The sequence below is a fragment of the Tistrella sp. genome, assembly GCF_002684955.1.
In the GTDB taxonomy this organism is placed as follows: domain Bacteria; phylum Pseudomonadota; class Alphaproteobacteria; order Tistrellales; family Tistrellaceae; genus Tistrella; species Tistrella mobilis.
Genome location: NZ_NYWI01000028.1, coordinates 26,986 through 39,034, shown reverse-complemented (window position 1 = coordinate 39,034; position 12,049 = coordinate 26,986). Strand labels below are relative to the sequence as shown.

General features: G+C 67.1%; 10 protein-coding genes. All 10 read left to right on the top strand.

What is annotated here, in order from left to right:
- Positions 1-63: 63 nt before the first annotated feature.
- Positions 64-1,500 carry a sensor histidine kinase gene (locus CMO28_RS06950; RefSeq protein ID WP_145978170.1) on the top strand — a complete coding sequence of 479 codons (1,437 nt, stop codon included), beginning with the start codon at positions 64-66 and terminating at the stop codon, positions 1,498-1,500.
- 125 nt (positions 1,501-1,625) lie between these two features.
- Positions 1,626-3,164, top strand: coding sequence for an acyl-CoA synthetase (locus CMO28_RS06945; RefSeq protein ID WP_296711584.1), 1,539 nt, complete (start codon positions 1,626-1,628; stop codon positions 3,162-3,164).
- Positions 3,165-3,562: 398 nt separating this feature from the next.
- Entirely contained in the window at positions 3,563-4,585 is a 1,023-nt protein-coding gene (locus tag CMO28_RS06940) for a PstS family phosphate ABC transporter substrate-binding protein (protein WP_296711582.1), read from the top strand.
- 256 nt (positions 4,586-4,841) lie between these two features.
- Positions 4,842-6,224 carry a phosphate ABC transporter permease subunit PstC gene (gene pstC / locus CMO28_RS06935; RefSeq protein WP_014747021.1) on the top strand — a complete coding sequence of 461 codons (1,383 nt, stop codon included), beginning with the start codon at positions 4,842-4,844 and terminating at the stop codon, positions 6,222-6,224.
- Between the two features lie 19 nt (positions 6,225-6,243).
- A complete protein-coding gene (gene pstA, locus CMO28_RS06930; RefSeq protein WP_296711579.1) occupies positions 6,244-7,569 on the top strand; it encodes a phosphate ABC transporter permease PstA in 1,326 nt (441 codons plus the stop codon).
- Positions 7,570-7,663: 94 nt separating this feature from the next.
- Complete coding sequence (gene pstB / locus CMO28_RS06925; RefSeq protein ID WP_296711576.1) at positions 7,664-8,434, top strand: phosphate ABC transporter ATP-binding protein PstB; 771 nt, start codon at positions 7,664-7,666, stop codon at positions 8,432-8,434.
- Between the two features lie 27 nt (positions 8,435-8,461).
- On the top strand, positions 8,462-9,187 hold the full coding sequence (gene phoU / locus CMO28_RS06920; protein WP_014747024.1) for a phosphate signaling complex protein PhoU: 726 nt from the start codon (positions 8,462-8,464) through the stop codon (positions 9,185-9,187).
- 145 nt (positions 9,188-9,332) lie between these two features.
- The gene (phoB, locus tag CMO28_RS06915; protein ID WP_014747025.1) at positions 9,333-10,031 is read left to right on the top strand and encodes a phosphate regulon transcriptional regulator PhoB; all 699 of its coding nucleotides are present in this window, start codon (positions 9,333-9,335) and stop codon (positions 10,029-10,031) included.
- A gap of 95 nt (positions 10,032-10,126) precedes the next feature.
- Positions 10,127-10,753 (top strand): LysE family translocator, encoded by a 627-nt coding sequence (locus CMO28_RS06910; protein ID WP_014747026.1) that lies wholly within the window; start codon positions 10,127-10,129, stop codon positions 10,751-10,753.
- 172 nt (positions 10,754-10,925) lie between these two features.
- Positions 10,926-11,918, top strand: coding sequence for a tryptophan--tRNA ligase (gene trpS / locus CMO28_RS06905; protein ID WP_014747027.1), 993 nt, complete (start codon positions 10,926-10,928; stop codon positions 11,916-11,918).
- Positions 11,919-12,049: the final 131 nt, after the last annotated feature.

The following is a 12,049-nucleotide window of genomic DNA, read 5'->3' as shown; positions in this document are numbered from 1 at the left end:
CCGTGCCGCCGGGAAGCGTGCACCGGGGGCAGGCAGATGCGGCACGGCCGATGGCGGGTGGACATGGCGGTATTCGACCGGAACGAGATCAGGCGCTTCTTCGGCGCGACGGCGGCGATCGCGGCCCCTGCCGTGGGTACGCTCGGCGGCCTGTGTTTTGCGGGCGCGCTGGACTGGCACTGGGCGCTGGCCGGTGTGGTGGTCTCGGTCGCCGGCTCCATGGCCGTCGCCCGCCTGCTGCTCGGCGGCTTCCATGCCCTGCGGGATTTTGCCGAGGCGCTTGCCCATGGCGAGGAACGCCCGGCCCCGCCGCCCGGCGGGCGGATCGTCCAGGACATCGCCCGTGCCATGCTCCGGCTCTGGCTCAAGGAACGCCGCCGTGCCGAGCGGCTGGCGGTTCAGGCCGATGATTTCGGTCAGATTCTCGACCGGCTGCCTTTGCTGGTGCTGACGGTCGATGATCAGGTGCGGATCCGCTCGGCCAATCGTGCCGCCGAAGAGACGATGGGCGAGGGGCTGGTCGGGCGCGAGCTGGTTGCCGTGCTGCGCCATCCGGCCCTGCTGGATGCGGTCGATCAGGCGTTGATGCGGGGTGAATTCGCTGATGTGGTGTTCTCCACCGCCGCCCCCGACCGGCGGGAATACAAGGCGCATATCGAGGCCTTGCGGGCCGGCGATGAGCATACCGAGGCGCGCCGGGCAGTGATCGCCCTCCACGACCTGACCCAGATCCGCAAGCTGGAGCAGATGCGCGCCGATTTTGTCGCCAATGCCAGCCATGAAATCCGCACGCCGCTCGCCACTCTGATCGGCTTCATCGAGACCCTGCGCGGGCCCGCCCGCGACGATCCGGATGCGGCCGAGCATTTCCTGTCGATCATGGACGATCAGGCCCGGCGGATGTCGCGGCTGGTCAACGACCTGCTGTCGCTGTCGCGGATCGAGATGAACGAACATATGCCGCCCGCTGCGGCGGTCGACCTGACCGATGTGATCGACGACGTCATCTCGGGGCTGGAGTTCAAGGCCCATGCCCGGGGGATCGAGATCGAGATCATGACCGATCCCACCCTGGTGCCGGCACTGGGTGATCCGGACGAACTGACCCAGGTCGCCCAGAACCTGATCGACAATGCGATCAAATACGGCCGCAACGACAGCCGGATCACCGTGCGGCTGTTCCGCACGACCGAGGCACCGCGGCCGGTTGGGCTGGCCGCAACCCTGGAGGCGGTGGGCTTCTCGGTGACCGACCAGAGTGACGGCATTCCGCGGGAGCACCTGCCGCGGCTGACCGAGCGCTTCTACCGGGTGGACAGCGCCCGGTCGCGGCAGGTCGGCTCCACCGGTCTCGGGCTGGCCATCGTGAAGCACATCGTCAACCGCCATCGCGGCCATCTGGCGATCGACAGCCGGGTGGGCGAGGGGTCGTGCTTTACGGTCTATCTGCCGCTGGCCGGCCGCGGCAACGGCCGGGCGCCGGTGGCGGCCGCTTCCTGACATCCCTGCACGCTATCCTGTGCGCTGCTGCCATGGCCGCTTCCGCTGCCCCGTGAACCCGGATTCATGCTATGAGCTGAAGAACCGCCCTGCGGTGCAAGAAGATCGAAGCTTGAGGGAACGCCATGTCGGATCTGATCCGCCGAAACACCATCAATGATGCCGTGCGCCGTGCGGCCGCCAAGTTCCGCGACCGTCTGGCGCTCCGCCATGGCGACCGGCGCTGGAGCTTCGCCGAGGTGAACCGCGCCGCCGATGCCATCGGTCGCCGGCTGATCGAGGCCGGGCTCGGCCGCGGCGACCGGCTGGCGGTCTATGCCCGCAATTCCGACACCTATCTGCTGGTCTGGCTGGGCGCCCTCCGCGCAGGCCTCGTCCACGTGCCGATCAACTACGCACTGACCGAGACCGAGCTGCATTACATCGTGGAGCAGTCGGGCGCCCGCGGCCTGATCTATGACCCGGATCTGGCCGAAACCGCCCGGGCGGTGGCGGGGCGGGTGGATCTCGCCTTCGCCGTCCCGATGACGGGCGATGCGGATTTCGACCCGCTGGAGGTCGCGCTGGGCTCGGCCGGGGCAGAGCCGCTGGAGGTCGGGCTTGCCGACGAGGATCTGGCGCAGATCCTGTACACCTCGGGCACCACGGCGGCGCCCAAGGGCGCGATGATGACCCATCGTGCGTTGCTGGCCGAATACATCAGCTGCATCGTCGAACTGAACCTGAAAGGCAGCGATCGGGCGCTCGCAGCCCTGCCGCTTTACCATTCGGCGCAGATGCACTGCTTCACCATGCCCCAGCTGCTGGTCGGCGCCACCACCATCCTGATCCAAACCCCGGTGCCGGAGCAGTGCCTGGCGCTGATCGAGGAAGAGGCCATCACCTCGTTCTTCGCGCCGCCCACCGTCTGGATCAGCCTGCTGCGCCATGCCGATTTCGACCGGCGCGACCTCTCCAGCCTGAAGAACGTCTATTACGGCGCCTCGATCATGCCGGTGCCGATCCTGCAGGAGCTGCGCCGGCGGCTGGCCGGCGCCCAGCCCTATAACTGCTATGGCCAGAGCGAGATCGGCCCGCTTGCCACCGTTCTCGGCCCCGACGAGCACGAGGCGCGCCCCGCTTCCGCCGGCCGGCCGGTGATGAATGTCGAGACCCGGATCGTCGATGGCGAGATGAACGACGTGCCCCCGGGCGTGCAGGGCGAGATCGTTCACCGTTCGCCGCAACTGCTGACCGGTTACTGGAACAAGCCGGACGAGACCGCAGACGCCTTCTCTGGCGACTGGTTCCATTCGGGCGATGTGGGTTATCTCGACGACGAGGGCTATCTCTATGTCGTCGACCGGGTGAAGGACGTGATCAAGACCGGCGGCGTGATCGTGGCCAGCCGAGAGGTCGAAGATGCCATCTTCACCCATCCTGCGGTCTCGGAAGTGGCGGTGATCGGCCTGCCCGATCCGAAATGGATCGAGGCGGTGACGGCCCTGGTCGTGCTCCGGCCCGGTCAGGAGGTCGGGATCGACGAGCTGGTGGCCCATGCCCGCGAGCGGCTGGCGCCCTACAAGGTGCCCAAGGCCGTGCATTTCGTCGACGCCCTGCCGCGCAACACCGCCGGCAAGATCCTGAAGCGCACGCTGCGCCAGGAGTTTGCCGAGCAGGGCTGATGCCGGAATCCGTGACGGCAGCCATGCATCGACGTCAGGCCGCGGCAGGTCACACTGCCGCGGTTTTCCTTTATATGACAGTCGCTTCCGGAAGGTTTCCCCGGAGGTATAGACAACTTTCCACAGATTGTCGATGGGGGTCTCCGGCGTGCCGGCCTCTGGATTAAACCAAGAAATTACAAATGGTTGTCCAGAAAGCGGCGCGGGTCGGCTGCGGCGAAGTGTGTCATGATTCCGTCATGAAACTGTGATATTCCCGTCGTCGAGCAGGATTAGACCATGTGTGACGCGAGGCCGGGTGGAAACACGACGCCGCCTGCCGCGTTTCGAGATCGGGACCGGTGGCGTGTCTGCCGCCGGCCAGCACACATGACGAACATCCAACAGGAGTTGGAACGGTGTTCAAGAAAGCCGCGCTTCTGTCGGCGGTTGCGATCGTTGCGGTCGCCACTCCGGCCCTTGCCCGCGATCAGATCCGCATCGTCGGCTCGTCGACCGTCTACCCCTTCGCGACTGCGGTCGCCGAAGAGTTCGGCAAGACCTCGGGCTTCGCGACCCCGGTCATCGAGAGCACGGGTTCGGGCGGCGGCCTGAAGCTGTTCTGCGCCGGCGTCGGCACGCAGCACCCTGACATCACCAACGCCTCGCGCCGGATCAAGAAGTCCGAGATCGAGGAATGCGCCAAGAACGGCGTGACCGAGATCACCGAGGTGAAGATCGGCTTCGACGGCATCGTGCTGGCGAATGCGGTCAACGGCCCGGACATGAACATCACCCGCGCCCAGCTGTGGCAGGCGCTGGCGAAGCAGGTTCCGGTCGACGGCAAGCTGGTCGAGAACCCCTACAAGAGCTGGTCGGACATCGACGGCTCGCTGCCGAACGAGCCGATCGAGGTTCTCGGCCCCCCGCCCACCTCGGGCACCCGTGACGCCTTCGTCGAGCTCGTCATGGAGCACGGCTGCGAGGAATTCGACGCCGTGAAGGCGATCGAAGACAAGAAGATGCGCGGCGCGGTCTGCAAGTCGATCCGCGAGGACGGTGCCTTCATCGAAGCCGGCGAGAACGACAACCTGATCGTTCAGAAGCTGGCCTCGAACCCGGCCGCCTTCGGCATCTTCGGCTACAGCTTCCTTGAGCAGAACGGCGACAAGGTGAAGGCTGCCACCATCGAGGGCAAGGCGCCGGAATACGACGCCATCTCGAGCGGTGAATACCCGGTCTCGCGCTCGCTGTACTTCTACGTGAAGAACGCCCATGTCGGCACCGTGCCCGGCATGAAGGAATACGTGGCCGAGTTCACCTCGGAAGACGCCATGAGCCCGGTCGGCTATCTGGCCCAGCGTGGCCTGATCGCCCTGCCGGATGCGGAGCGCGCCGAAGTGGCGAAGACCGCCCAGGGCCTGGTTCCGCTGAAGATGTGATCGGATGAGGGCTGGCTGTACCGGCATACCGGCGCAGCCAGCCCCAACCATCGCAAGACGACCCGGCGGCTTTCGTCCGGTGCAGGCTGGCACCGCCGGAGCCGCCGTTCGCCTGCCGAGGCCTGCCCTCCCGGCCGGCGCCCATCCGAAGCAGCCGCGACAGAACGGCCGCATCGAACGTTTTCGTCCGCGACCTTGCGGAACCCGCGAACCTGAAGGGCCCCACCGGCCCGATGCCTGAAGGCAGAGGCGGCGCATGACGGTAAGCTCCTTCGTGCTCATCGTGCTCATTCTGAGCGCGGTGGCATTCTTCCTCGGACGGCGGCGCTCGGTGTCGCTTGCGAATGGCAGGCTGTCCACCCTGCATTCGCGCCCCGGCTACTACGGTTGGTATGTGGCATTGTGGTGCGGCCTGCCGGCGGTGCTGCTGGCATTTGTCTGGATCGTGGCCCGCACACCCATCGTCAACGGTGCCGTCCATGACGTGATCCCGGAAGACGTGATGGCGGCAGGCGCCGGTGCCGTGAACCTGTTCATGGCCGATGCCTACAACCTCGCCACCGGCAACATCGTCTCGTCCAATCCGAGCCCGGCAGTCCGCGAGGCGGCATCGATCATCACCGGCCTGACCCGCACGGTGAACCTGGCTTTTGCCGGCATCGGTCTTGCCCTGGCGCTGGCCGGCCTTACCGCGGCCTATCGGCGGATCACCGCGGATTTCCGCTCCCGCAACCGGGTCGAGCGGATCCTGCGGATCCTGCTGGTCATCGCCTCGACGCTGTCGATCTTCACGACCATCGGCATCGTGTTCTCGGTGCTGTTCGAATCGATCCGCTTCTTCCAGCGCATCCCGATCCTGGATTTCCTGTTCGGCCTGCACTGGAGCCCGCAGATCGCGATCCGCGCCGATCAGGTCGCCTCGGAAGGCTCGTTCGGCATGATCCCGCTGTTCGCGGGCACGCTGCTGATCACCTTCATCGCCCTGGCGGTGGCGATCCCGATCGGCCTGCTGGCGGCGATCTACATGTCGGAATATGCCGGTCGCAAGACCCGCGCGCTGGCCAAGCCGCTGCTCGAAATCCTGGCCGGCATCCCGACCGTGGTCTACGGCTTCTTCGCGGCACTGACCGTGGCGCCGCTGATCCGCGGTTTCGGCGAGAGCCTGGGCATCGATGCCGCCTCGGAATCGGCGCTGGCCGCCGGTCTGGTCATGGGCATCATGATCATCCCCTTCGTGTCGTCGCTGGCCGACGACGTGATCAACGCCGTGCCCCAGACACTGCGCGACGGTTCGCTCGGCCTTGGCGCCACCACCTCCGAGACGATCAAGCTGGTGATCCTGCCGGCGGCCCTGCCGGGCATCGCCGCCGCCTGCCTGCTCGCCTTCTCGCGCGCCATCGGCGAGACCATGATCGTGGTGATGGCGGCCGGCCTGGCTGCGAACCTCACCGCCAATCCCTTCGAGGCGGTCACGACCGTCACCGTGCAGATCGTCACCCTGCTGGTCGGCGACCAGGAATTCGACAGTGCCAAGACGCTCGCGGCCTTCGCCCTGGGTCTGGTCCTGTTCGTCATGACCCTGGCGCTGAACGTGGTGGCCCTGCACATCGTCCGCAAATATCGCCAGGCCTATGACTGAGCGACGGGAGCAACAGGTCATGACCGACAGCACCCTGAACCCTGCCGGCGCCCCGATCGCCGGACGGGAAAGCCCCCACGCCGGCCAGGCGGCTGCTGCCCGCCTCAGGGCCCGGCGCCGCTCGGAACGCCGCTTCAAGGCCTATGGTCTGGGCGCCGTCCTGCTCGCCATCGTCATGCTGGTGGTGCTGGTCGGCACGCTGGCGGGCCAGGGCCTCGGCGCCTTCACCCAGACCCAGATCGCGGTGGAGGTCAATCTCGACCCCGCCCGTCTGGACCCGCAGGGCACGCGCGACCAGAAGACGCTCGCGGACGCCAATTATACCGGCCTGCTGACCGACATCGTCCGCGACAATTTCGGCGCCACCCAGCGCCGCGACATCCTGAAGGCCCTGGGCCTGTTCAGCCGCGATGCCCGCTTCGAGCTGCGCGACTTCGTGCTGGCCAATCCGGATCTGATCGGCACCACCCAGACGGTGTGGCTGACGGCCTCGGGCGATCTCGACATGCTCGACAAGGGCTGGATCGACCGCGATCTGCCCGAGACGCAGCGGCCGATCGACGATCGGGTGCTCGGCTGGTACGACGCGCTGGTGGCGAAGGACGCGATCAGCCGCGACTTCAACACCCGCTTCTTCACCGGTGCCGACAGCCGCTCGCCCGAGCTGGCCGGCATCTGGGGAGCGACCGTCGGCTCTGCCCTCACCCTCTTCGTCTGCTTCATCCTCTCCTTCCCGATCGGCGTCACCACGGCGATCTATCTGGAAGAGTTCGCGCCCAAGAACCGCTGGACCGACCTGATCGAGGTCAACATCAACAACCTCGCGGCGGTGCCCTCGATCGTGTTCGGTCTGCTGGGTCTTGCGGTGTTCATCGGCTTCTTCGGCATGCCCCGATCGGCACCGGTGGTCGGCGGCTTCACGCTGGCACTCATGACCCTGCCCACCATCATCATCGCAACCCGCGCCGCGCTGAAGGCGGTGCCGCCCTCGATCCGTCAGGCGGCCCAGGGGCTGGGTGCCAGCCCGGTGCAGGTGGTGTTCCATCACGTGCTGCCGCTGGCCATGCCGGGCATCCTGACCGGCACGATCATCGGCATGGCCCAGGCGCTGGGCGAGACCGCGCCGCTGCTGATGATCGGCATGGTCGCCTTCATCGCCGACGTGCCGGGTGGCTTCACCACGCCGTCGACGGTGCTGCCGGTGCAGATCTTCCTCTGGGCCGACAGCCCGGAACGCGCCTTCGTCGAAAAGACCGCCGCCGCCATCCTGGTGCTGCTCGGCTTCCTGATCATCATGAACGCGATCGCCGTCCTGCTGCGCAGGCGCTTCGAGCGCCGCTGGTAAGCCGGCACGGGAGACCTTCCTCCTCCCCCGGCCGGGATGCCGTTGCCCGGACCCCGGCCGGGCGGATCAGAGACCTTCAGCGGAGAGCCCGCCCATGACTTCCGGCCTCGTGCCCAAGATGACCGCGCGCAAGCTGAACCTGTTCTATGGTGAGAAGCAGGCGCTGTTCGACGTCGATCTCGACATCCACGCCAACAGCGTGACCGCGCTGATCGGCCCCTCGGGTTGCGGCAAGTCGACCTTCCTGCGCTGCCTGAACCGGATGAACGACACCATCCCCAATGTCCGGATCCAGGGCGAGGTGAAGCTGGAGACCGCCGACATCTACGACCGCATGGTCGACGTGGTGCAGCTGCGCGCCCGGGTCGGCATGGTGTTCCAGAAGCCCAACCCCTTCCCGAAATCGATCTACGACAACGTGGCTTACGGTCCCCGCATCCACGGCCTGGCCGACAGCCGGGAAGAGCTGGACCAGATCGTCGAGCGGTCGCTGAAGCGGGCCGGCCTTTACGAAGAGGTGAAGAGCCGCCTGCAGGAAAGCGGCACCGGCCTCTCGGGCGGTCAGCAGCAGCGTCTGTGCATCGCCCGTGCGATCGCGGTCGACCCCGAGGTGATCCTGATGGACGAGCCCTGCTCGGCGCTGGACCCGATCGCGACCGCGCGTATCGAGGAGCTGATCGACGAGCTGCGCGAGAACTACACCATCGCCATCGTCACCCACTCCATGCAGCAGGCGGCCCGTGTGTCGCAGCGCACCGCCTTCTTCCATCTGGGCCAGCTGGTCGAGTTCGGCGACACCGAGCAGGTGTTCACCAACCCGCGCGAGGTCCGGACCCAGGACTACATCACCGGCCGCTTCGGCTGACCGGATCTGCCCAGGGAGACCAGTCTCATGCCCATTTCCGGTCAGCACATCGTGAAATCCTTCGACGAAGAGATTGCGCGCCTCGGCAACGACATCGTCCGCATGGGCGGCCAGGTGGAAGCGCAGATCGACCTTGCGATGCGCGCCATCGCCAGCCGTGACAGCGAGCTGGCGAGCGATGTGGTCGCGGGCGACACCAAGGTCGACGGCCTGGAAGACATGATCGAGGAGCAGGTGGTGCGGCTGTTCGCACTGCGTGCCCCCGTCGCCAACGATCTGCGCCTGGCCTTCGCCTCGCTGCGCATCGCGGCCGAGCTGGAGCGCATGGGCGATCTGGCCAAGAACGCCGCCAAGCGCGCGATCATCCTGAACCAGTCGGCCCCGGTCCGGCCGGTGCATGTGCTGCCGCGCATGGCCGCGGTGGTGCAGCGCATGCTGAAGGACGTGCTCGACGCCTTCGTCGAGCGCGATGCCGGCCGCGCCCGTGCCGTCTGGCAGAACGATGCCGAGGTCGACGAGCTGCACAACAGCCTGTTCCGCGAACTCCTGACCTACATGATGGAGGATCCGCGGCACATCACGGCGTGCACGCACATGCTGTTCATCGCCAAGAACATCGAGCGGATGGGCGATCACACCACCAATATCGCCGAGCAGGTGATCTTCGTGGTCGAGGGCACCAAGCCCGATACCGCCCGCCCCAAGGCCGAGACCGTTCTCGACCGGTCGGGCGACGCCGTTCTCGACGACTGACGGCCCGGCGGCCTGCTTCGTCCCACGGGACGATCCGGCGGGCCGTCTCTTCCCCCGCGCGCACCCCGCACCCCCCTCTGACCGGCCGGCACGCCCCCGGGGTTCCTGGTGCCGGCCACCCGACTTCCTGGAGGACATCCGAGCGATGCGTCCGAAGATCATGGTCGTCGAAGACGAAACCGCGATCGTCACCATCCTGCGCTACAACCTCGAACGCGCGGGCTTTGCCGTCGAGGAGGCGAATGACGGCGAGGAGGCGCTCTGGCGCATTCGCGAGGTGAAGCCCGACGTCCTGCTGCTGGACTGGATGCTGCCCAAGCTTTCCGGGCTGGAGCTGTGCCGCCAGCTGCGCCGCGACCCCGAGACCCGCAATCTGCCGATCATCATGCTCACCGCGCGCGGCGAGGAGACCGACCGGGTGCGTGGGCTGGACAGCGGTGCCGACGACTACGTGCCCAAGCCCTTCTCGCCCCAGGAAGTGGTGGCCCGGATCCGCGCCGTGCTGCGCCGCATCCGCCCCGCCTTCTCGGAAGAGGTGCTGTCCTATGCCGATCTGCAGATGGATCTGGCGGCCCACAAGGTGACCCGCTCGGCGGAGCCCGTGCATCTGGGGCCGACCGAATTCCGCCTGCTTCGCTTCCTGATGGAGCACCCGGGCCGGGTCTTTTCGCGCGAGCAACTGCTCGACGGCGTCTGGGGTCAGGACATCTATGTCGAACCCCGCACGGTGGACGTGCATATCCGCCGGCTGCGCAAGGCGCTGAACGGCGAGAACCTGCCCGATCTGATCCGCACCGTCCGCTCCGCCGGATATGCGCTGGATGCCCAGGGCACGGCTGCCTGACGATCCCCGCAACCCGACTTGATGTGGACGGGCGCCCGCGGCCGGGCGTAGCATGGGGCAACTGCCCGACCGGCAGTTTATGGCGCGGGGGCCCCATGACGCTCGACATCTGGTTGATCTATCTGGCGGCGGCGGCGGGGCTGTCGCTGACGCCCGGGCCGAACGGGCTCCTGTCGCTCAATCACGGCGTGCGCTTCGGCGTGCGCCGTACCGCCTTCACCGCGGCGGGTGGGGTCACCGGCTTCATGGTGCTGGTCGCGGCCTCGCTTGCCGGGCTCGGGGCGCTGCTGGCGGCATCGGAACAGGCTTTCACCATCGCCAAATGGATCGGGGCGGCCTATCTGGTCTGGCTGGGCATCCGCACCTTCCGTGCGCCGCCGCCCTCGGTGACGCTGGCCGATGCCGGGGGCCGCATTGCCGGGGCGGGGCCCTGGCGGCTGTTCACCCAGGGCTTTCTGGTGGCGGTGTCGAACCCCAAGGCGCTGATCTTCTTCGCCGCCTTCCTGCCCCAGTTCATGGTGCCGGGCGTGTCGTTCCTGACCCATCTTCTGGTTCTGGGCGGCACCTTTGCCGTGGTCGAATTCGTCTACGAGCTGATCCTGGCGGGTGCCGCGCGGCGCATCGCCCCCTGGCTGGGGCGCCATGGCCGCTGGTTCAACCGGGCGACCGGTGCGGCCTTTGTCGGCATCGGCGGCATCCTGACCACCGCCAACCGGATCTGAGCCGGCCGCAATGCCGCTTTCCGTGAAAATTCATCGTGTCGGCGGCGCTTGACCGCGCCCCGGCCCGCGCGTGATATAGGCGCGTTTCCATTGAACCGCGCATCGCGGACCCAAGCTCCGGCCGGCATCCACACCCGGCGGGCGGTCTGCGGATGCCGAAGGCGAGGACCAGATGGCGAGGATCTTCTCCGGCGCACAGCCGACCGGCAACCTGCATCTCGGCAACTATCTGGGCGCCATCCGCAACTGGGTGACGCTGCAGGACAGTTACGAGTCGGTGTTCTGCATCGTCGATCTGCACGCCATCACCGTCTGGCAGGATCCCAAGGCGCTGATCCGGCAGACCCGCGAGCTGACCGCCGCCTATATCGCCGCCGGCATCGACCCCGAACGCTGCGTGATCTTCAACCAGTCGGCCGTGACCGCGCATTCGGAACTGGCCTGGCTGCTGAACTGCATGACGCCGATCGGCTGGCTGAACCGGATGACCCAGTTCAAGGAGAAGGCCGGCAAGGACCGCGAGAAGGCGAGCCTTGGCCTTTATGCCTATCCCGTGCTGATGGCGGCCGACATCCTGGCCTATAAGGCGACCCATGTGCCGGTGGGGGAGGATCAGAAGCAGCATCTGGAGCTGACCCGCGACATCGCCCAGCGCTTCAACCAGCTTTACGAAAAGGACGTGCTGCCGCTGCCCGAGCCGATGATCCTGGGGGCGGCAACCCGGGTGATGTCGCTGCGCGACGGCACCAAGAAGATGAGCAAATCCGACCCGTCGGATTATGCACGCATCAACCTGACCGACGACCGCGACACCATCGCCCAGAAGCTGAAGAAGGCCCGGACCGACAGCGAGCCCGGCGTGACCTACGAGCCGGAGCGCCGGCCCGAGGTCGCCAACCTGATCCGGATCTATGCCGCGCTGGACGGCCGCACCACCGACCAGGTGGTGGCCGACTATGCCGACGCGCCCTTCACTACGGTGAAGACGCGGCTGACCGACCTTGCGGTCGAGAAGCTGGGCCCGATCGCCGAGGAGATGAAGCGCCTGATGGCCGATCCGGCCGAGATCGACCGGATCCTGGCCAAGGGGGCCGATCGTGCCCGCGCCATCGCCGACCCGGTGGTGGCCGAGGTGCGCGAGACGATTGGTCTGTTGCGGCCGTGATCCGCCCGTAGCCTTCGGGCTGCGGCCTTAGCCTTCGGGTGCGGACCTTCACGACATGGCCCGGATCGCGGAAAACCGCGGTCTTCGGGTTGCAAGCGCCGACGGGCCGGACCAGAATGGTCCGGCCCGGT